The following is a 21,082-nucleotide window of genomic DNA, read 5'->3' on the forward strand; positions in this document are numbered from 1 at the left end:
CGGTCAGTGCGGAGAGGGCGCCGTCGTTGTTGCCGAGTTTCTTCCAGAACGCCTCGATCGCGTCGGCGCTCTGCCCGTCCAAAGCCGACAGGAGTTGGTTGACCTTCAGTTGGGCGTCGTCGCCGAGGTCGTCGAGGGTGGTGGCGGCGGTGTTGTAGGCATCGGCCATACGCCGCATCGCCGTTTCGTCACCCTCGGGCCAATCACCCGCCCCCACGACGTATTTCGCGGCCCACTGCAACGCCTCTGGGATTTCGATTCCCACCCCGGCGCCTCCCGTCCTCGTTTCGGTCCAGAACCTATCGACACAGACATAGACGTGGCGAATCAGGTTTCGGTTCCATCCGATCGCGGGCGAGTTGCCGATCGCGCCCGATCTGGAGTTCACTCGGCAGCATGCCGCGTCGCAGTCAGGAGGATCGCTCCCGGGCCACCAGGATGGCTCTGGAGGAAGCCGGGCTGCGGTTGTTCACCGAACGAGGCTTCGCGGGCACCTCCGCTGAGGAGCTGGTGGGCGCGGCGGGCGTGACGCGCGGCGCCCTGCATCACCACTACGGCGACAAGCGTGGGCTGTTCCTCGCGGTGCTGGAGCAGTTGGAGACCGACGCGACGGTCGAGATCACGCAGGCGATCGAGGCGGTCGACCCGGACGACCTGCTGACGGCCATGGCGACCGGCTTGGCGACGTTCCTGGAGATCTGCCGACGACCCGCCATGGTGCGAATCGCGCTCTCGGACGCCCCCGCCGTGCTCGGCTGGCAGGCGTGGCGGGAGTTCGAGGCAAAGCACGGCCTCGGACTGATCACCGACCAGCTCGAACGGGCTCGCGCCGCGGGCCTGGTTCCCGAGGTTCCGGTGCGGGTGATGGCGCAGCTCATCCTGAGCGCGGTGGCGGAGTCGGGCCTCATCGTCGCGCACTCGCACGATCCGGACACCGCGCGGCTGGAGACTCAGCAATCGTTGATGTTGCTGGTCGCCGGCATCCTGCGGACCGGGTGACAGGCCGCCATCGTGCGGCCGTAAGCGAGCATGCACCGGCAGATTCCGTCGTTCGCACCCGCGATCGGCCTTGTCGACCGATGCCACCCGGCCTGCGGCGACCCGCAGAACCCATGCCTGACGCTGCGTGTCGCCCATCCATGAAAGACTGAGCACGTGCGTTTATACCGTGACCATGCCGTCGTGCTTCGCCAGCACAAGCTGGGGGAAGCCGACCGCATTGTCACGCTGTTGACCAGGCAGAACGGTCTCGTGCGCGCGGTCGCCAAAGGGGTGCGCCGCACGAAATCACGCTTCGGTGCCCGGCTGGAACCGTTCGCCTACATCGACGTGCAGCTGCATCCGGGCCGCAACCTCGACACCATCACTCAGGTGCACACGGTGGAGGCCAATGCCGCGGGCATCATCGACGACTACGGCCGCTACACCACAGCCTGCGCAGTGCTGGAAACCGCCGAGCGCTTGGCAGGCGAGGAACGCGCCCCCGCCACTCGTCTACACATCCTGACCGCAGGCGCACTGCGCGCGATTGCCGCGGGACAACGCCCGCACGAACTGGTCCTCGATGCTTTCCTGTTGCGCGCCATGGGTTTCGCCGGTTGGGCACCCGCCCTGGACGAATGTGCCCGCTGCGCCACCCCCGGCCCGCACCGCGCCTTCCACGTCGCCGCAGGCGGCGCGGTCTGCGTGCACTGCCGCCCGCCCGGCGCCGCGACACCGGGCCCCGGCGTGCTCGACCTGATGATCGCCCTGCGACGCGGCGAGTGGGACTTCGTCGACACCGTCCCCGACGCCACTCGCCGTCAATCCAGCGGACTGATCGCCGCGCACTTGCAATGGCATCTCGAGCGACAATTGCGCACCTTGCCGCTGATCGAACGATCCAGGCCGGCCATGGCGGTCGCCGCCTCCGGAGACCGAGTCGGCTGACCCGCGATCGGCCGGTATGGCCGCTCGACCAGCCGCAATGGTGTATCCGGCGGCCATAACCGACCCGGGTGACGCATCGGTGGCGGGTTTTGGCGACCGGTCGACCGCCCGGCTATCGCGCCGATCGGTCCGATGCCGGCGTCGGCGACCACCGCCGCATCCGAACGCGTTGTCGTCGCGATCCAGGCATCGGGCAGGATAGAGCTGTGATCCTCCGTCGAGACTCTTCCGCCGGTTCGGGCAACGCCTCCGCTGTCCGGTCGGGGGAGGCCCGCATCATCCGCCCGCCGTCACCACATCCGTCCGGCGCGCGGCCGCCGCACATACCGCCGGAGCTGGTGCCCAACCATGTCGCGCTGGTCATGGATGGCAACGGTCGCTGGGCGCAGGAGCGTGGGCTGCCGCGCACCGCGGGTCACGAACGGGGCGAGGCGGTGCTCATGGACACCGTCGAGGGCTGTATCGAGATCGGGGTGAAGTGGCTGTCGGCGTACGCGTTCTCCACCGAGAACTGGCGGCGCAGTCCGGACGAGGTGCGGTTCCTCATGGGCTTCAACCGCGATGTCATCCGCCGCCGACGCGACGAGATGCACGAGATGGGCGTCCGGGTGCGCTGGGCCGGTCGTCGCCCGCGGCTGTGGCGCAGCGTCATCAAGGAGCTCGAGACCGCGCAGGAGCTGACCAAGGACAACGCCGTGATGACGCTGACCATGTGCGTCAACTACGGTGGTCGCGCCGAAATCGCCGATGCCGCAAGGGAGATCGCGCGCCGGGTGGCGGCGGGTGAGATCGATCCGGACAAGGTCGACGAGGCCACGATCGCCCGCTATCTCGACGAACCCGATATGCCCGACGTGGACCTGTTCCTGCGTCCGTCGGGTGAATTCCGTAGTTCGAACTTCCTCATCTGGCAGTCCGCGTACGCCGAATTCGTCTATCAGGACACGCTGTTCCCCGACTTCGACCGCCGCAATCTGTGGGAAGCCTGCTTGGCGTACGCCAAGCGCGACCGCCGCTTCGGTGGCACCAAATGACCGGAGGGGATATGGATTCCGCACTCGAGCCCGATCTGGAACTGCAGGCCAGGGCCGGCGCCTGTCTATCGATGTACGACGTCGATGTGCGGGTCGACAACGACAGTTCGCTGCGTTTCGACTATGAGGGTGCGCTGTGCTCGCTGGGGGCGGTGAACCTGACCACCGGTCTGGACGTGTTGACGTTGACCTGCGTGTTGGCCTGGGATCGGCCGCTCAAACCGCAGCTGCACAAGCGCGTTGCCGAACGCAACAGCACCCTGCAGTTCGGTTCGATCGTGGTGATCGGCCACGGCAAACTCGCCGATATCGTGCTGCGCTACACCTTCCCCGCCGCCGGTCTCGACGACCACGCGCTGGCCACCATGCTGTTGCTGGTGTTGTCCGGCGCTGGGCAGGCGCGTCAGGGTCTGCTGCTGCCCTGATCGGCGGGTTCAGGCCGGGCCCGATGTCGTGGCGCCGAACGGGAACAGTGTTTCCATACCGCGCACCGCGGCCTTGTGGTCGAAGTCGCCGATGATCAACTGCTGTAACAGGAATCCGGGCAGGATTCCGAACATCGCGGTCGCCGTCGCGTCCTTGTCGGTGTCCTCGGGTAGCCAGCCCACCTCGATCATGCGCTCGATGTACTCGGTCCACATCTCACGGATTCCGAGGATCGCCTTGCGTACGTAGACCGCGGCATCGGGATCCACCAGCGCCAGCGACCACGCCTGCGGAGCCAGTCGCAACCTCCCCTCGGGGCCGGTGTTGGGCAGGAACCAGTCGAGGATGTGGTGGACGACTTCGGCGGGGGTGGGGAGTGGTTCGCGGCGAATCACCTCGGCCATCATTGCGCGCAAATCCACCGACGCGTTGGACGCCAGCGCCGCCACCAGCTCGTCCTTGCTCTTGAAATAGCGGTAGACCGCGCCTGCGGAGAGTCCGGATTCGGCGAACACATCCTGCATGGAGGTGTTGTAGAACCCCTTGCGGGAGAAGCAGCGCTGTGCGGCGGCGAGGATCTGCTGCCTGCGGCGTTCCAGGTGTTCTTCGCTGACTCGAGGCATGTCCCCAAAAGTAAAACGAATATCCGTTCTTGACAAGCTGGCCGCTCGGTGGGACGGTTGGTGCACTAAAAAGAACGAGCCTCCGATTTACGGGAGAACGTCATCATGAACATCACCCAGCGCGCCGTGGCCATCGGCGTAGGCGCGGCCCTCCTGCAAGCTCTGATGCTGATCGCCTTCGCCTGGCCCGCTGCCAATATGGCGCCGCGGGACCTGCCGGTTGCCGTGACGGGTCCGCAGGCAGCGATGGTCGCCGAACGCCTGGCCGCACACGACCCGGACGCCTTCGAGATCACCACGACACCCGACGAGAATGCCGCACGGGCCGCGATCACCGACCGCGATGTCTATGGCGCGATCGTCACCGGTGGGGGACCGCCGCGCGTACTGATCGCCTCCGGTGCCAGCCCGGCCGTGGCGCAGCAGCTGACCCAGATCGCGCAGCAGATCTCCGGCGCGGCGGCGACCCCGGTCGAGGATCTGGTCGCCGCGGACCCCGATGATCCGCGTGGCGTCGGATTCGGGGCCATGGCGCTGCCGCTGGTGATGTCGGGCATCGCCGCGGGTGTCCTGCTGACGCTGCTGGTGCCGTCAGCGATCGGCCGGATGGTCGGTCTGCTGAGCTTCGCGGTGGCAGGCGGATTGCTGAGCATGGTGATCGTGCAGGGCTGGCTGTCGCTGATCCCCGGCAGCTACCTCGTTCTGTCCGCGGTGGCAGGTCTGGTGTCGTTCACGGTGGCGGGCACTGTCGCGGGTCTGGCCACGGTGGTCGGCCGTGCGGGCATCGGCATCGCCGCGCTCACCATGTTGCTGATCGGCAACCCCTTCTCCGCCGCCACCTCGGCGCCGGAACTGTTGCCGCAGCCATGGGGCGCCATCGGCCAGCTGCTGCCGCCCGGCGCTGCCGCGTCGCTGCTGCGATCGGTGGCCTTCTTCGACGGTGCCGGCGCGACGGGTCCGCTGGTGGTGCTGCTGGTGTGGGCCGGTGTGGCCGTGGTGTTGCTCGGTGTGGGCGCACTCCGCGAACGGCGCGGAACCGATGCGCCGGACGCCGCGCCGGTCCCGGCGATGGCGGGCTGACGGCCGACGCCGGGCCTACCCGAAGGCCGTCACCGGGTTATCCGGTGGCGGCCTCGTCGTGCGGGCACAAGCCTCAGCTGAGCGATTCGTCCGCGCAGGACCGGCAGGTGCCGAAGATCTCGAGGGTGTGGCTGATCTCGGTGAAGCCGTGCTTGTCCGCGATCGACTCCGCCCACGCCTCGACCGTCGGGCCCTCGACCTCGATGGTGCGGCCACAGCGACGGCACACCAGGTGGTGATGATGACCGGTGGAGCACTGCCGGTAGATGGATTCGCCGGAATCGGTGCGCAGCACGTCGACCATGCCCGCGTCGGCCAGCGACTGCAGGGTGCGATAGACCGTGGTCAGGCCGATGCCTTCGCCGCGTCGGCGCAGTTCGTCGTGCAACTCCTGGGCGGAACGGAATTCGTCGATATCACCCAGGAGCGCGGCGATCGCGCTGCGCTGGCGGGTACTGCGGATACCCACCGGCTTCTGCGAAACGACCAACTTGTCCGACACGATCAACCTTCCTCCACGTGCGCGACGGCATCGACGACGATATGGGCCAGATGGTCGTCGACGAGTTCGTAGAGCACTTCGCGGCCCGAACGTTCGCCGTGTACCACACCTGCCGACTTGAGAATGCGCAGGTGCTGGCTGACCAGCGGCTGTGTCACGCCGAGTGCGTCGACCAACTCGTGCACGCAACGCGGCGACTCCCGCAGTTGTAGCACGATCGCGATGCGAACGGGGGCGGCGAGTGCGCGCAGCAGTTCTCCGGCGTCCTCGAGCACGGTCCGGGTGGGGACCGGCGCGGGGGCGGGGGACCGATACGGGTTGTGCGGGTGAGCGGTGGCCGTCTCGGCAGTCATCGAACCATCTCCTTATTGGAAAGCGATTCCATTTTGATATGCACAGGTGCGCATGTCAAATAGGCATTCCGTGGGGGTGGAAACCCGGTTGTGGAGGGTCGATAGGCTGTAGCCAGTCGGCGGATCCAATACGTTGTACTTCGCTACATCACAATGTATTGGGATCGGCCGCGTGGGCCCGATCCGGCCGCCCGATTCCGACTCGTACTGGATGGAGAAATCTCGCGTGGCACCCAAGTCGAAGGTGGACACCGTTGCCAACCTCGCCAAGCGCCGGGGTCTGGTGTACCCGTGCGGTGAGATCTACGGAGGCACCAAGTCGGCCTGGGACTACGGTCCGCTCGGCGTCGAGCTGAAAGAGAACATCAAGAAGCAGTGGTGGCGTGCCATGGTCACCAGCCGCGATGATGTCGTTGGCCTTGACTCGTCGGTCATCCTGCCGCGTCAGGTCTGGGAGGCCTCCGGCCACGTCGCGACGTTCACCGACCCGCTGGTCGAGTCGCTGCACACGCATAAGCGCTACCGCGCCGATCACCTGCTCGAGGCCTACGAGGAGAAGCACGGCCACCCACCGGTCAACGGCCTTGCCGATATCAACGATCCCGAGACCGGCCAGCCCGGCAAGTGGACCGAGCCGAAGAACTTCTCCGGCCTGCTCAAGACCTTCCTCGGCCCGGTCGACGACGAAGAGGGCCTGCACTACCTGCGCCCGGAAACCGCGCAGGGCATCTTCGTCAACTTCGCCAACGTGATGACCACCGCGCGCAAGAAGCCGCCGTTCGGTATCGCCCAGATCGGCAAGAGCTTCCGCAACGAGATCACCCCCGGCAACTTCATCTTCCGCACCCGCGAGTTCGAGCAGATGGAGATGGAGTTCTTCGTCAAGCCGGGTGAAGACGCGGAGTGGCACAAGTACTGGATCGACACCCGCTTCTCCTGGTACACCGATCTCGGTATCGACCCGGACAACCTGCGGCTGTTCGAGCACCCCAAGGAAAAGCTGTCGCACTACTCGGCGGGCACCACCGATATCGAGTACCGTTTCCGCTTCCAGGGCGGCGAGTGGGGCGAGCTCGAGGGCATCGCCAACCGCACCGATTACGACCTGAAGACGCATTCCGAGCACTCCGGCACCGATCTGGTCTACTTCGACCAGAACACCAAGGAGCGCTACATCCCGTACGTCATCGAACCTGCGGCCGGTCTCACCCGTTCGCTGATGGCGTTCCTGGTCGACGCCTACGCCGAGGACGAGGCGCCCAACGCCAAGGGCGGCGTGGACACCCGCACGGTGCTGCGGCTGGATCGCAGGCTCTCGCCGGTCAAGGCCGCGGTGCTGCCGCTCTCGCGCAACGCCGATCTGACGCCCAAGGCGAAAGACCTTGCCACGCAGCTGCGTAAGTACTGGAACGTCGAGTTCGACGATGCGGGCGCGATCGGACGCCGCTACCGGCGTCAGGACGAGATCGGTACCCCGTTCTGCATCACCGTCGACTTCGATACCCTCGATGACCAGGCCGTCACCATCCGCGAACGCGACTCCATGGCGCAGGAGCGGATCGCGCTGGACCAGGTCGAGGGCTATCTGGCCAAGCATCTGCTCGGCGCCTGATTCGACGCGCGAAGGGCCGGTTGCCGCATGCGGTAACCGGCCCTTCGGCGTTCGGTCGCGCGTCAGCCGATTCCGCTGCTGGCTCCACTGCCGGTGGACATGGACTGGATCAGCCCCATCAGCAGGGCCAGGACGCCGCCGTCGGCGTCGCCGCCGGACGCGCTACCGGTACCGACGGTGGTCCTGGTCGGGTGCTTGTGCATGGTGTTCTCCTCATCGTGCAGTCGAGCGGGCTCGACGCTCCCGAATCGTGGGCGGTGCGCCCGGCGGGAGTGTCAGGGAGCGTACAAGCGAAGTCGATGCGAAACGATGGATTTTCAAAAATTGCCGTGTGCTTATGCCCGATCGTGCGGCAGGAGGTCGCCAAGGGCTCTTGCCTGGAGACGCTCAGACCGGGACGTCCCAGAACGCGAGCTCATGGCGCATGCCTTCGCGGAAAAAGCGTTCGGCGCTGATCGGGTCCACGTCTGTTTCGTCGAGCATCCGCGCGCACCGGCGGGTCAGCGCGGCGAACGCCGGGTCGGCATAGGTGTCGACCCAGCGGCGGTACCTGGGCTCGGCGGGCGGGTTCTGCGCGAGGATGGCCCCGAGCGTCGAATAGCCCCACATGCAGGGATAGAGGGCGGCCAGGCCCTCGCCGTAGGACGCGGCTGCCTCCAGCAGGAACTGGGTGTAGGCCTCGCATGGTGCGCCTTTGACCGCGCCGCCGAGGTCGGCCTCGAACTCCGCAGCCAGGGTCCTATGCAGTGACAATTCCTCATGATAGGTCGAGTGGGCGAGGTCGACCAGATCGCCGAGGTGCGCCGCCGGCGCTTGCCAGGCAAGTCGGCTGAACACGCGAACGTAGTCCAGCAGATACAGATAGTCCTGCTCCAACCACGCCCGGAACACCGGATCCGGCAGGTCGCCGCGGGAGATTCCGGCGACCGTCGGATGAGTCAGCTGTTCCTCCACCATTGGTCGGCCGATTGTTTCCAGATGCGCGGCGAGACTCATGCCGACAGTGTCGCGCATGCGGACGGTCGGCCCCGAACCGGTTCGGGGCGGCGAACTCGACGAGTGCATCCCATGCGGCTGATGCCCGACATCGGTGCGACGAATCGAGTCGGCGAACCGATCGGGCAGACGGCCGCTCAGCGACGTCGGCGACCAGCCCGCCGGTCGATGCCGAACCGTAATGTTCTCGGCCCCCGTGGATTTGCGCGCGGACCGCTGTTGCCGCACGCTTGCGGGGTGCTGTGGGATGAGGGTGATGTGGTGCGGTTGCTGGCGCCGTCGGAACAACGCTTCGTTCGGCACGGCACCTATACCGGGCGGTCCGTGGCGGTCGCCGGTCGGCTCGATACTTCGGCGCTGAGTGTCGCCTTCGCGACGCTGCTGTGCGCGTATCCGGTGTTGGTCTGCCGGATCGGGATCGACCAATACGGTCGGGGATATCTGTTGCGGCCTGCGAGTTCGGTGCCGGTGCCGATGTTGTCGCGATCCGGCGATCCGGATGAACTCACGATGCCCGCGCACCGGCTCGACCCCGCGGAGCAGCTGGCCTATCTGGACGTCGTGCTCGGATCGGGTGACCGGTCGAGGGTAACGATGTACGTGCACCACGGTGTTGCCGACGGCGGCCACAGCGTCGAATTGTTCGCCCGGCTCTGGGATTGCTACACCGACCAGATCACCTCCGTGCCCGGCGCCGTGACGTCGTTCGACTATCCGATGCCGCTGGAATGGTTCGCCGCGCAACGCGGTATCGGCCGGCACACCCGATCGGGCTTCGAGGACGTGGCGCGGCCGCTGCCCCCGGCGACCTCTGGCGGAGGCGATGACGCACCCGCCGACGGTGTGCTGGTCCGCCCGCGGCGCCTCCACTTGGACCCGGCCGCGACCGCGCGCATCGTCGAACTGAGCCGATGGCATCGGGTGACCGTCAACGCTCTGCTCACCGCCGCACTGCTGCGGGCCTACGCGGGGGTGGCCGGAGGAGTGGGTGGCGTACCTGTTCCGGTGGGCTGCCTCTATCCGGTGGACTTGCGCGGCCGCCTGAGCCCGCCGGTCGCAGCCGCCGCCGGAACGAACATGGCCGGACTCGCCTCGTTCGCCGCCGATGTCGACCGTGCGGGCTGCATTGTCGAACTGGCACAACGAATTTCGACCCGACTGCACGAGGATCTCGTCACCGGCACCGTGCAACAGTCCGTCCTGCACTTCCCCGACTATTTCGGCGAGCACCGAATCCACTCGCTGGCCGGCCATATCGCCATCACCAACACCGGCGTAGTACCGCACTTCCGCACTCCCGACACCCTCGGCGTCACCGACTACGAAATCGTGTACCTGTCGGCCCACCCACGCCGATCCCTCGGTCCGTCAGCCGCAGTAACCTTCCTCGCCTACACCTTCGCCGCCCGCCTGACCGTCGCAATGCTCGGCGGGCCGTTTCCGGCAGAAGACCTACTCGGTGCTGTCGATGCCGAATTGACTACGACGCCTGTGGAAGTCGGACGCGGACAGTTCGTGTGAGCGTCGCCTGATCCGGCGACGGACGCGACGTCGGCACTGCCGCCACGCACTGTGGCGCTCAGAAGCGTCCGCCGCGGCTGATGCGTCGCGAGCCGCTCGAACCACCGAACGATGGTGCGCGGTAGCCACCGCCATAACCGCCGCGCCGCCCACCGGTGGCCGCTCCGCGCAGCAATCCCTCGATCAGGATGCCGCCGAGGATCGCTCCGGCCTGTGCGCCTCCGGAAGGGGCGCGTCCGGCTTCCCAGCTCTGAACGCTGGTTTGGGCCTCCTGGAGGGCGCGGCCGCCGAGGTCGGCGGCGGTTCGGGCGTGCGATAGGGCGGTGGCCGGGTCGCTGTCGCGCAGGCCGATCGCGCCGTCGAGGTGTCGTTGCGCTTCGGTGAGGCGGGTGCGGGCGGCGGCGTCGATGCCGCCGCGGCGAGTGCTGATGTAGTCGGCGGCTGCGCGGACGCGAGCCCTGGCGTCGGTCATGGCCTGGTCGAGGCGGCGGCGTAGGTCTTCGGCCGCGAGTTTGCGATCGGTGGCGCCCGCCAGCGCGCGGTCCAGTTCGGCATCGGTGGATACCGCGCTGTGGAAGGCGCCCACAGGGTCTGGGGGAGAGACGGTCTGGATATTCTCGAGGACGGCCCGCGCGTGTGCCGTCGCCGTGGCGAGTTCGGCCCCGCCATAGCTGGTGAGGTCCGCCGCTGCCGCGAGATCGTCGCGCAGTTCTTCCAGGGCCGCGGGGAGACCGGCCCGCGCCTGCTCGATAGTGGTCGCGGCGTGCAGCACGGCGTCGAGCAACGTGCGAGCCTGCCCGATCGCGCCCTCGGCGGCTCGGATCGCGGCTACCGCGCCACCCTGGTCGCCGACTTGGCGCCGCAATGCTTCTCGCCCGCTGTCGATGCTCTGTTCGGCGAAGGTGATCCGTTCCCGCGCCATCGCGGTGTTGTCCCGGATCGAGGTCAGGACCTGCGGCGGATGGGCGGCGTCGAGACGGTTGAGTTCCTGCTCGGCAGCGGGCACCCGGCCGGTCAATTCGACGAGGTCGCGGGTCAGCGCATCCAACCGCTCGCCGGCATTGATGAGCAGATCGCGCATCGAATCGAACGCGGCGACCTGCTCATCGAGTTCGCGATCGGCGCGGCCGACGCTACCGATCAGATCGATCAGCAGGGTGCGCTGCTCATCGGGAGTTTCGGGGATGGCGTCATCGAGTCGTTGGCGAATCGCAAAAGCGTGTCCCATCGCCGCTGTCGCCTGGTCGAGGGCGGTACGGAACGGAGTGACTGCGGTGTCACCGAACTCTCCGGTCGCGAGCTCGAGCTCGTCGGCGCTGGTGCGCACCGCATTGTCGATATCGACGAGCAGCTCCCGCGATCGGGCATGCAGGACGGGCAACGGCAGCGCAGCCAGGGCAGCTGTATCGGCGGGGTCGACGGTGCGCGCCCGTTCCAGCTCGGCGCGTTCCCGGTTTCGACGTCGCTTGCGCGTGAACAGCACCAGCGCACCGACCGCGCCCACAATCAACACCCCGATGGCCAGCACCCAGATCACGCTCACCCCGCCCCCGGACATCGCTGCGCCGATACCGTCGGCCGCCGCCACACCGGCATCGGCCCATCGGCTGTCCCGTAGTGCGGATTCGACGTCAGCGGTGAGGATCCGGTCGAGTTCGGACTCGCTGACGCCACTGGGCGGTACACCGTCGAACGCGTAGGCGCGATCGTCGACCGCTACCGCCAGCAGCAGATCCCGCTCACCGAACCCGGACCGCTGCGAGGTCTGCGCCGCCCAATCCTGCGGACTCAGTCCGGCGAAATCGCGGACGTAGTACACCCACAACCGCACCTGGTGATCGGCATAGAGCCGGTCGACCGCCCCGCGCACCTGATCGACCCCTGACGACCCGAGCGCGTTCGCCGAATCGACCACATAGGTGTCCATCCGCGTCGGCGGCTCCGCATGGGCCGCCGGCATCGCGACAAGCGCGACACCGAGCACGACCAGCAGTGACCAGCGGACTACCCGATGCAGCGCCATGGGCTCGAATCTATCGCGCGCCACCGCCGCATCAGCGGTGGTCGGTGCAGGCTCTGGCCATCGGCCGCCGTCCTGGGGTCGGGGCGGATAGCATCGGGACCGTGGTCACAATCGACGGTGCGTATACCGGTCACGTTTCCGGCGGCACAGCCGCGCAGCAGCGCGATGTGCCGGGCGCGCGGATCCTCAAGATGTCGGTCGGGCCGATGGACAACAACAGTTACCTGGTGCAATGCACCGCCACCGGCGACGCCGTGCTCATCGACGCCGCCAATGACGCGGACCGGCTGATCGCCCTGATCGACCAGGAGACGCCCGGCCAGGTCCGCCGCATCGTCACCACTCACCGTCACCCGGACCACTGGCAGGCGTTGGCGCAGGTCGCCGCCGCCACCACGGCGCCCACCGCCGCTCACACCCTCGACGCGGGCCATCTCCCGATCACGCCGTCCGACACCCTGGCCGACGGCGAATCCCTCGCCATCGGTGGCCTGAACTTCGAGATCATCCACCTCGCCGGCCACACCCCGGGCTCCATCGCGCTCGCCGTGACCGACGGTTCCGGCCGCAGCCACCTGTTCACCGGCGACTCCCTATTTCCGGGCGGGGTAGGCAAGACCCAGAACCCAGCGGATTTCGACAACCTCTACACCGATGTCACCACCAAGCTGTTCGGTCGCTATTCGGATGAAACGGTCGTCTACCCAGGCCACGGTGACGACACCACTCTCGGCACCGAACGGCCGCATCTGGGCGAGTGGAAGGCCCGCGGCTGGTGACTCGGTTCAGCCCTCGGAGCGGCCGCCGTATCCGGCTTCGGTGAAAATACGGGCCGGTAGCCTCCGCACGCTGTGCACAATCGCAACACAAGCGTTCAGACTGACGGACAACCTGCAACCTCCGCCGGTCGGCGGAGCCTGCTTTGAAAGGAGCGGCATACAGTGTTCAGCCGCATTGCCATCGTGAACCGGGGCGAGGCCGCGATGCGCCTCATCCACGCCGTCCGAGATCTGGCCGCGGCGACTGGCCGCCCGATCGAAACGGTCGCCCTGTACACCGACGTCGACCGCAACGCGACGTTCGTGCGTGAGGCCGATATCGCCCACGACCTCGGCCCGGCATCCGCGCGCCCCTACCTTGACCTGAAAGCGCTCGAAAACGCCCTGGTCACGACCGGTGCGGACGCGGCGTGGGTCGGCTGGGGCTTCGTCGCCGAGGACCCGTCGTTCGCCGAACTGTGCGAACACATCGGCATCACCTTCATCGGCCCGAGCCCGGACGCCATGCGCAAGCTCGGCGACAAGATCGGCGCGAAGCTGATCGCCGAGGAAGTCGGCGTACCGGTGGCGCCGTGGAGCCGCGGCGCGGTCGAGACGGTAGACGCGGCGGTCGCGGCCGCGACCGAGATCGGCTATCCGCTGATGCTGAAGGCGACCGCGGGTGGCGGTGGTCGTGGCATCCGGGTGATCAACGACGAAGCCGAACTCGTCGACGCCTACGAACGCACCAGCCAGGAGGCGGCGCGCGCCTTCGGTAGCGGCGTGGTCTTCCTGGAGCGTCTGGTCACCGGTGCCAGGCACGTCGAGGTCCAGGTGATCGCCGACGGTCAGGGCACGGCGTGGGCGCTCGGCGTGCGCGACTGCTCGGTGCAGCGTCGCAACCAGAAGGTCATCGAGGAATCGGCGTCACCGGTGCTGAGCCCCGAACAGACTGCCGAACTCAAGGCGTCGGCCGAGCGGCTCGCCGTCGCGGTCGGCTATCGCGGTGCGGCGACCGTCGAATTCCTCTATCACCCTGGTGACCAGCTGTTCGCCTTCCTCGAGGTCAACACCCGGCTCCAGGTCGAACACCCGATCACCGAATCCACCACCGGCTTCGATCTGGTACGCGCGCAGCTGCACGTGGCATCCGGTGGCAAGCTCGAGGGCAACCCGCCGGCCGAGCGCGGCCACGCCATCGAGGCCAGGCTCAACGCCGAGGATCCCGACCGCGACTTCGCTCCCGCGCCCGGCCGTATCGCGCTGCTCGATCTGCCCGCCGGACCCGGCATCCGCGTCGATACCGGCGTCAGCCAGGGCGACACGATTCCCGCCGACTTCGACTCGATGATCGCCAAGATCATCGCCTACGGCCGCGACCGCGAGGAGGCGCTCGGCCGGTTGCGCCGGGCCGTGGGGGAGACCCGGGTGATCATCGAGGGCGGCGCGACCAACAAGAGTTTCGTGCTCGACCTGCTCGAGCAGCCCGAGGTGATCGACGCCAGCGCCGACACCGGCTGGATCGACCGCGTTCGTGGTGAAGGTCGTCTGGTGTCGCAGCGGCATTCGGCGGTCGCCCTTGCTGCCGCCGCGATCGCCGCCTATGAGGAGGAGGAGAGCGTCGAGCGGCACCGGCTGCTGTCCACCGCCGCCGGTGGGCGTCCGCAGGTACAGCATGAGAGCGGTCGCCCGCTCGATCTGAAGCTGCGCGGCGTCGGCTACCGCGTGCGGGTGGCGCGGATCGGCGCGCACCGGTTCCGTGTCGGCATCGAGGCGGGCAGCGATATCCGCACCGCCGACGTCGACCTCGAGCGCTTCGATCAGCACACCGGTCAGATCGTGGTCAACGGCATCCGATACCGGCTGGTCACCGGCACACACGGTCCGATCCACATGGTCGACGTCGACGGTGTGACCCACCGGGTCAGCCTCGACGAAGGCGGCGTCGTCCGATCGCCCGCACCCGCGCTGGTCGTCGCTACGCCGCTGCAGGTCGGGGCCGAGGTCGAGGCCGGTGCGCCGGTGCTGGTGCTGGAGAGCATGAAGATGGAAACGGTGCTGCGCGCACCGTTCCGCGCCCGGTTGAAGGAGTGCGCTGTCTCCGTCGGCACCCAGGTGGAGGCCGGTGCGCCGCTGCTTCGACTGGAGCCGCTCGCTGAGGACGACGAGGCCGTGGACACCGCGTCCGACCAGCCGGTGGAGCTGGACCTGCCCGCCGGACTCGCCCCGGTCCAACAGCATCAGCGGCTCGTCCGTGGTCAACAGGACCTGCGCAGCCTGCTGCTCGGTTTCGATGTCGACCCGCACGACGATCGTCGGGTGGTCGAGGACTACCTCGCCGCGCGCCGGTCGGCCATCGCCGACAACCGCAGGCCGCTGGCAGAGGAACTCGAACTGGTGGAGGTCTTCGCCGACCTCGCCGAGCTGAGCCACAACCGCACCTGGGGTGAGGACGGCGGCCAAGGCCACCTGCACAGCGCCCGCGAGTACTTCCACACCTACCTGCAGAGCCTCGACGCCGACCGCGCCGGGCTGCCGGAGTCCTACCGGGCCAAGCTCGCCAGGGCGCTCGGGCACTACGGCGTCACCGAGCTGGAACGCACCCCCGACCTCGAGGCCGCGGTCTTCCGGATCTTCCTCGCCCAGCAACGTCCTTCGGACACCGTCACCGTCATCACCACCCTGCTGCGCGAGTGGCTCGGAGAGCCGGTGCCGGACGCGGCGTTGCGGGAGCCGGTCGGATTGGCGCTTGAGCGGCTGGTGGCGGCGACGCAGGTGCGTTTCCCCGTCATCGCAGACCTCACCCGCGGTCTCGTGTACGCCTGGTACGGCCAGCCGCTGCTGCGCCGCAACCGTGCTCGCGTGTACGCCAACGTCCGCAAGCACCTGAGCCACCTGGACGCCCACCCCGACGCCGCCGATCGCTCCGAACGCCTCGCGGAGATGGTGCGCAGCACCGAACCGCTGGTGCGGCTGCTCGGCCAGCGGCTGGTCCGCGGCAATGCCGACAACACCGTCATGCTCGAGGTGCTGACCCGCCGCTACTACGGCAACAAAGACCTCGTCGACGTGCGCACCCATCAGGCGAACGGCTGCACGTTCGTCGTCGCCGAGCGCCGCGGTCTGACCCTGGTCTCGGCTGCGGTGAGCTTCGACGCCCTCGACGCCGTCCTGCGCGGGCTCGGCGAACTCGCCGGCGGCGCCGCGTCCATCGAGGCCGACATCTATCTGGCCTGGGAACGACAGCCCGAAGACTTCGACGAGATGGCCGCGGCACTGCAGGAAGTGCTCAGCGGACAACCGTTGCCGAACCAGGTGCACCGGATCACCGCCACGGTCGCCGGTAGCGGCGGCGCGGTGATGCACCACCACTTCACCTTCCGTCCGTCGGCGACCGGCATGGACGAGGAGCGGCTGATCCGCGGTCTGCACCCGTACATCGCGGAGCGGATGCAGCTCAAGCGGCTGCGCAAATTCGACCTCACCCGCCTGCCGTCCTCGGACGAAGAGGTGTACCTGTTCCGGTGTGTCGCGAAGGAGAATCCGTCCGACGAGCGGCTCATCGCCTTCACGCAGGTGCGGGATCTGGCCGCACTGCGTGAGCACGACGGCAGGCTGCTGGCGTTGCCGACCGCCGAGAGCACCCTGGCCGCCTGCGTCGACGGCATCCGCCGCGCGCAGTCGCTGCGGCCGTCGGGCAAGCGGCTGCACACCAACCGCATCGTGATGTACATCTGGCCGCCGCTCGACCTCACCAACGCCGAGTTGGAGACGATCGTCGAGCGGGTGGAACCGACTACCGCCGGCGCCGGGCTCGAAGAGATTCTGCTCATCGCGCGCAGGCCAGATCCGGAGACCGGCGAACTGGTCAAGATCGTCGTACGGATCGGGTTCGACGCCCCCGGCTGGACCAAGCTGACGGTCGGCGAGCGGACCGACGACGCGGTCGAGCCGCTCGACGAATACCGGCAGAAGGTGCTGCGGGCCAGCAGCCGCAACACCGTGTACCCGTACGAGCTGACCGGCCTGCTCGGTGATTTCACCGAGCACGACCTCGACGCCGACCACGCCCTGGTTCCCGTCGACCGGCCGAAGGGCCGCAACACCGCGGCGATCGTCGCCGGTGTGGTCACCTCGCCGACCGAGCGTCACCCGCAGGGCGTCACCCGTGTCGTGCTGCTCGGCGATCCGACGAAATCGCTTGGCGCGCTGTCGGAGCCGGAATGCCGCCGGGTGATCGCCGCATTGGATCTGGCCGAACAGATGCAGGTGCCACTCGAGTGGTTCGCGCTGTCCTCCGGTGCCCGCATCTCGATGAAATCGGGCACCGAGAACATGGACTGGGTGGCGGCAGCGCTCAAGCGCATCGTCGAATTCACCCAGGACGGCGGTGAGATCAACATCGTTGTCGCTGGCATCAATGTCGGTGCGCAGCCGTACTGGAACGCCGAGGCGACGATGCTCATGCACACCAAGGGCATCCTGGTGATGACGCCGGATTCGGCGATGGTGCTCACCGGCAAGCAGGCACTCGACTTCTCCGGTGGTGTGTCGGCCGAGGACAACTTCGGTATCGGTGGCTACGACCGGGTGATGGGACCGAACGGTCAGGCACAGTACTGGGCGCCGAACCTGGCGGCGGCGCAGGAAATCCTGATGTCGCACTACGACCACACCTACATCGCACCGGGTGAGCAGGCGCCCCGGCGTGCGCAGACCAGCGATCCCATCGATCGCGACGTCTCCGGCTTCCCGCACACCATGGCCGACAGCAACTTCACCACCGTCGGTGAGATCTTCTCCGCCACGGCGAACCCGGATCGCAAGAAGCCCTTCGACATCCGCACCGTCATGCGTGCGCTTGCCGACCAGGACTACCCGGTGCTCGAACGGTGGGCCGGGATGGCGGATGCGGAGACTGCGGTCGTGCAGGACGCGCACCTCGGCGGTATCCCGGTGTGCCTGCTCGGTATCGAGTCGCGCGGTGTTCCGCGGCGCGGCTTCCCGTCCACCGACGGGCCGGACACCTACACGGCCGGCACCTTGTTCCCGCGGTCGTCGAAGAAGGCCGCGCGGGCGATCAACGCGGCCAGTGGCAATCGGCCGCTGGTGGTACTGGCGAACCTGTCGGGCTTCGACGGCTCGCCCGAGTCGATGCGCAAGCTGCAGCTGGAGTACGGCGCCGAGATCGGCCGTGCGATCGTGAATTTCCGCGGGCCGATCGTGTTCTGCGTGATCTCCCGCTATCACGGCGGCGCGTTCGTGGTGTTCTCCAAGGCGCTGAACCCGAATATGACGGTGCTGGCACTGGAGGGCTCGTTCGCCTCGGTGCTCGGTGGCGCCCCGGCCGCCGCGGCGGTGTTCTCCGGTGAGGTCAACGCGCGCACCGCGGCCGACCCGCGGATCCAGGATCTGGAGACGCGTGCCGCCAACGCCGCAGGCACCGACCGTGCCGAGCTGACCGCCGAACTCGACGAGCTGCGTTCGTCGGTCCGCGCGGAGAAGCTGGGCGATGTCGCCGCCGAATTCGACCGCGTGCACAACATCCACCGCGCCGTCGAGGTCGGTTCGGTCGACGCCGTCATCCGCGCCGCCGAACTCCGCCCCCGCATCATCGAGGCAATCGAAACCCGGTTGTCTGTCTGATGTCAAACGGTGGCCAGGCCTACTCGGCCTGGCCACCGTTGGTCAGGCCGAGTCGTGCTTCTCGAATCGCGCGACGAACCGCATCTCGAGCGCGTACGCCAGGCGTTCGAGCATTCCGATCGTCGGTGTGCCGCCTCCGGCCTCGAGCCGTGAGACATCGGGTTGACGCAACCCCGCACGTTCCGCAACGGCGGTTTGTGTCAGGCCGAACTCCAGCCTGCGTTCGCGAATGGCGTTGGCGAACTCGATCGCCAACCTCGCCTCTTCGCGTCCTGCCTCGTACTCCACAGCATTGAAGTCGGGACGTTCGACCCGCACACGGCGTAGGTCATCCATGGATGTGTGATCAGCCATCACCAGTCACTTTCTCTCTCGAAACTGATTCGGGCATGGTCGTGCTCGGCTCGGAGCGGGCGCGGCAGTCTGGTCACTCGTCGACGACGGCGGCCTCTATCGGCGATGGTTCTGGCTGTTTGGGGGCGGCGGGAACCCACTCGCGCAATGGTTGGACGACCGAGCCATAGAACTCGTCGGTCGCAGATGTCACGCTCGCGATGAAGCTGGTCGCGGTACCTGAACGCTTGTTGCCCATCGGATAGCTTCGCTCCAGTGTGAACGACACAATGTCACCGGACTTCCCAGCCGTCAGCACCTTCGGGTCCGCCCGGACGGTCCCGAGATGTTCACATGCTTCGTTGCCTCGCTCGGAGAACACGGCCTCCACCTGAATATCGTCCGGCGCAGCCACCAGCTGGCGGATCAACCACGCCAGTCGGCGGCCCGAAGTTCCCTCATTCGGCGCCTGGATTGTGGTGCGACACCGAACCTTATTCGTGCGCACATCTGCGACCACCACCAAATCGCCCGCTGTGTCTGGTATGCGAAGAACCGCCTCGAAAGTCCCGTCGGCCGCCAGTCGTTCGGCTACGGCGGCATTGCGGGCGGCAGGGTCAACACGGTGCCGCCGAGGAAGGATGTGCTTCACCGTCACACCGAGTTCGGCGGTCAGTCTGAGTCCGAGGTGCCGAGAGAGCGCAACCCACGTTTCCCCGACAGCTAGGGCCTTCTGATCGCCTGCACGTAGCGTGCCTGCCGTGACCGCATCCCGGACCGCGACCCAGTGGCGACCCATGTCAAAGAACTCCGAGGCTCCCGACCTGGGATGATCCAGGTATCGTAGGAATTCGCCCAGTATCCAGGCATGCAGATCAACTTCGATTCCGCCATGCGAGATCAGCATTCGCGCCTCGTGTGCAACCTCAGCCCATGACAGGTGCCGCAGCGCTACCTTGGCAAGCTTCCGGCGGTCCACCTCGATGGGCAACTCGCCCGGACCGGGTGGGACATCGTTCGACAGGCTCACAACGGCGTCGTACTTCTTCCGCCGGGCTACGTCGAGATAGTTTTCAAGTTGGTCACGTTTGAGCTTGCCGTTTCCGGTCTTAACCTCGAGCAGCCCGGTCCATATGCGGCCCGCGCGAGATACCTTCAGTACGGCATCGGGGATGACTTTCGACTCGCCTCGCTCATATGGCACTTCCACGAACCCCTCGAATGTGCCGACAGGCGCACCGATTCGGGCGCAGATGGCGCGTGCGAACGGACGCACCGCTTGCATGGTGGCCACCAATGCCGACGTCGCGCGACGCTCCTGTTCGTCGCCGGTGCCAACACCCACAACCGAGAACAGCCGCGCGGTCTGCCAGGTGTCTTGCTCTGCGAGCTTGAACTCGATCGGTTTGACCTTCTTCGGCCTCCGTTTGACCGTCCGAACCCCGCAGCGCTTGGACGGAGTCGGTGTGGTCGTCGGTGCGGGGAGTTGCTGGGGCTTGTCGCTCGCGGTGGTTGCGGATGGGTTCTCCTGCTCGGCAGGGTTGGACTGGCTTTCGGTCAACTGCTTGTCATCGTCAGGAGCAGGATCTGTTGCGTCATCGTCGATTTCGACGCCGAAGTCTGTCGCCAGGCCCGCGAGTCCGGAATCCCAGCCCTGTCCGACCGCTCGGACCTTCCAACCTTCGCCACGGCGGTATATCTCCCCGAACACGAACGCTGATTCTGTAGTGGCATCGGCAGTGACGTATTCGGCGAGGGACTGCCCGGCCGCGTCGACAACACGGAGTGTGAGCTTGCCGAGGTCACCAAACGTGCCGACGCCGACACTGCCCGCCAGCGTCACCATGCTGACGCTACTGGGTACGGCAACCAGATCGATCGCAATGCGCGCCTGCGCGCCTCCTTCGGTCGCGCTAGTACCGAGAAATCGTACTGTGCCGTCGGAGCATTCCGGTTGGTTGTAGAAGACGAAATCGGCGTCTGAGCGTACTTTTCGGTCGCTACCCAGTAAGAGCGCAGAGGCGTCCACTTCGATCTCAGACTCGGTCCAACCGACCACAACATCGATGCGATCGACATCATCCGGCAGCGGCAGATTCTGCCCCTTGGACATCATCGGAGACGTCACGGTAGATCACCCTTCTACGGTTCGGCGTGTATGGCCACAGCAAGCTTCGGTCGCCGTTCTCGAACGGCTGACCGGCGCCACGCATGGTGTGGTGCCGCTTGATATTCGGCTCGGTCGG

General features: G+C 67.2%; 18 protein-coding genes. 9 read left to right on the forward strand and 9 right to left on the reverse strand.

Going from position 1 to position 21,082, the window contains the following annotated elements; all coding sequences use genetic code 11:
- The coding region (locus tag GV792_RS27790) for a WXG100-like domain-containing protein (protein ID WP_445738785.1) at positions 1 to 265 on the reverse strand (265 nt) is incomplete at its 3' end.
- Positions 266 to 396: 131 nt separating this feature from the next.
- Here GV792_RS27790 and GV792_RS27795 point away from each other — a divergent pair.
- The 4 genes from GV792_RS27795 (at position 397) to GV792_RS27810 (ending at position 3,388) form a co-directional block, all read left to right on the forward strand.
- On the forward strand, positions 397 to 999 hold the full coding sequence (locus GV792_RS27795; RefSeq protein ID WP_175583241.1) for a TetR/AcrR family transcriptional regulator: 603 nt from the start codon (positions 397 to 399) through the stop codon (positions 997 to 999).
- 156 nt (positions 1,000 to 1,155) lie between these two features.
- Complete coding sequence (gene recO / locus GV792_RS27800; RefSeq protein WP_163827952.1) at positions 1,156 to 1,929, forward strand: DNA repair protein RecO; 774 nt, start codon at positions 1,156 to 1,158, stop codon at positions 1,927 to 1,929.
- Positions 1,930 to 2,135: 206 nt separating this feature from the next.
- Positions 2,136 to 2,963, forward strand: coding sequence for an isoprenyl transferase (locus GV792_RS27805; protein ID WP_375154479.1), 828 nt, complete (start codon positions 2,136 to 2,138; stop codon positions 2,961 to 2,963).
- Positions 2,960 to 3,388 (forward strand): hypothetical protein, encoded by a 429-nt coding sequence (locus tag GV792_RS27810; RefSeq protein ID WP_163827953.1) that lies wholly within the window; start codon positions 2,960 to 2,962, stop codon positions 3,386 to 3,388. Before GV792_RS27805 ends, GV792_RS27810 begins: the two co-directional genes overlap by 4 nt.
- A 9-nt stretch (positions 3,389 to 3,397) precedes the next feature.
- On the opposite strand, the gene GV792_RS27815 is transcribed toward GV792_RS27810, so the two are convergent.
- Positions 3,398 to 4,012 (reverse strand): TetR/AcrR family transcriptional regulator, encoded by a 615-nt coding sequence (locus tag GV792_RS27815; protein WP_163827954.1) that lies wholly within the window; start codon positions 4,010 to 4,012, stop codon positions 3,398 to 3,400.
- 105 nt (positions 4,013 to 4,117) lie between these two features.
- Between GV792_RS27815 and GV792_RS27820 the strand changes: the two genes are divergently transcribed.
- On the forward strand, positions 4,118 to 5,092 hold the full coding sequence (locus GV792_RS27820; protein ID WP_163827955.1) for a hypothetical protein: 975 nt from the start codon (positions 4,118 to 4,120) through the stop codon (positions 5,090 to 5,092).
- A gap of 73 nt (positions 5,093 to 5,165) precedes the next feature.
- Here the strand turns inward: GV792_RS27820 and GV792_RS27825 are convergent, their stop codons facing one another.
- Both GV792_RS27825 and GV792_RS27830 read right to left on the reverse strand, forming a co-directional pair.
- On the reverse strand, positions 5,166 to 5,594 hold the full coding sequence (locus GV792_RS27825) for a Fur family transcriptional regulator (RefSeq protein ID WP_163827956.1): 429 nt from the start codon (positions 5,592 to 5,594) through the stop codon (positions 5,166 to 5,168).
- A gap of 2 nt (positions 5,595 to 5,596) precedes the next feature.
- Complete coding sequence (locus tag GV792_RS27830) at positions 5,597 to 5,947, reverse strand: ArsR/SmtB family transcription factor (protein WP_014349778.1); 351 nt, start codon at positions 5,945 to 5,947, stop codon at positions 5,597 to 5,599.
- Between the two features lie 211 nt (positions 5,948 to 6,158).
- On the opposite strand from GV792_RS27830, the gene GV792_RS27835 reads away from it, so the two are divergent.
- Complete coding sequence (locus GV792_RS27835; protein WP_175583220.1) at positions 6,159 to 7,559, forward strand: glycine--tRNA ligase; 1,401 nt, start codon at positions 6,159 to 6,161, stop codon at positions 7,557 to 7,559.
- A 62-nt stretch (positions 7,560 to 7,621) separates the two neighbouring features.
- Here GV792_RS27835 and GV792_RS27840 read toward each other — a convergent pair whose 3' ends face one another.
- Both GV792_RS27840 and GV792_RS27845 read right to left on the reverse strand, forming a co-directional pair.
- A complete protein-coding gene (locus tag GV792_RS27840) occupies positions 7,622 to 7,762 on the reverse strand; it encodes a hypothetical protein (RefSeq protein ID WP_163827958.1) in 141 nt (46 codons plus the stop codon).
- 184 nt (positions 7,763 to 7,946) lie between these two features.
- Positions 7,947 to 8,555 (reverse strand): TenA family protein, encoded by a 609-nt coding sequence (locus GV792_RS27845; RefSeq protein WP_163827959.1) that lies wholly within the window; start codon positions 8,553 to 8,555, stop codon positions 7,947 to 7,949.
- 237 nt (positions 8,556 to 8,792) lie between these two features.
- Here GV792_RS27845 and GV792_RS27850 point away from each other — a divergent pair, with 237 nt between their 5' ends.
- Entirely contained in the window at positions 8,793 to 10,076 is a 1,284-nt protein-coding gene (locus tag GV792_RS27850; RefSeq protein WP_309138719.1) for a phthiocerol/phthiodiolone dimycocerosyl transferase family protein, read from the forward strand.
- A gap of 58 nt (positions 10,077 to 10,134) precedes the next feature.
- Here the strand turns inward: GV792_RS27850 and GV792_RS27855 are convergent, their stop codons facing one another.
- Entirely contained in the window at positions 10,135 to 12,099 is a 1,965-nt protein-coding gene (locus GV792_RS27855; protein ID WP_163827961.1) for a TPM domain-containing protein, read from the reverse strand.
- Positions 12,100 to 12,200: 101 nt separating this feature from the next.
- On the opposite strand from GV792_RS27855, the gene GV792_RS27860 reads away from it, so the two are divergent.
- On the forward strand, positions 12,201 to 12,878 hold the full coding sequence (locus GV792_RS27860; RefSeq protein WP_163827962.1) for an MBL fold metallo-hydrolase: 678 nt from the start codon (positions 12,201 to 12,203) through the stop codon (positions 12,876 to 12,878).
- A gap of 162 nt (positions 12,879 to 13,040) precedes the next feature.
- Positions 13,041 to 18,503, forward strand: a complete 5,463-nt coding sequence (locus tag GV792_RS27865; protein ID WP_163827963.1) for an ATP-binding protein — start codon at positions 13,041 to 13,043, stop codon at positions 18,501 to 18,503.
- A 42-nt stretch (positions 18,504 to 18,545) separates the two neighbouring features.
- Here the strand turns inward: GV792_RS27865 and GV792_RS27870 are convergent, their stop codons facing one another.
- Positions 18,546 to 18,857 carry a helix-turn-helix domain-containing protein gene (locus tag GV792_RS27870; RefSeq protein WP_218581221.1) on the reverse strand — a complete coding sequence of 104 codons (312 nt, stop codon included), beginning with the start codon at positions 18,855 to 18,857 and terminating at the stop codon, positions 18,546 to 18,548.
- A 73-nt stretch (positions 18,858 to 18,930) separates the two neighbouring features.
- The gene (locus tag GV792_RS27875) at positions 18,931 to 20,952 is read right to left on the reverse strand and encodes a TerD family protein (protein WP_175584892.1); all 2,022 of its coding nucleotides are present in this window, start codon (positions 20,950 to 20,952) and stop codon (positions 18,931 to 18,933) included.
- Positions 20,953 to 21,082 lie beyond the last annotated feature (130 nt).

This window comes from Nocardia cyriacigeorgica (genome assembly GCF_010868145.1).
In the GTDB taxonomy this organism is placed as follows: Bacteria; Actinomycetota; Actinomycetes; order Mycobacteriales; family Mycobacteriaceae; genus Nocardia; species Nocardia cyriacigeorgica_D.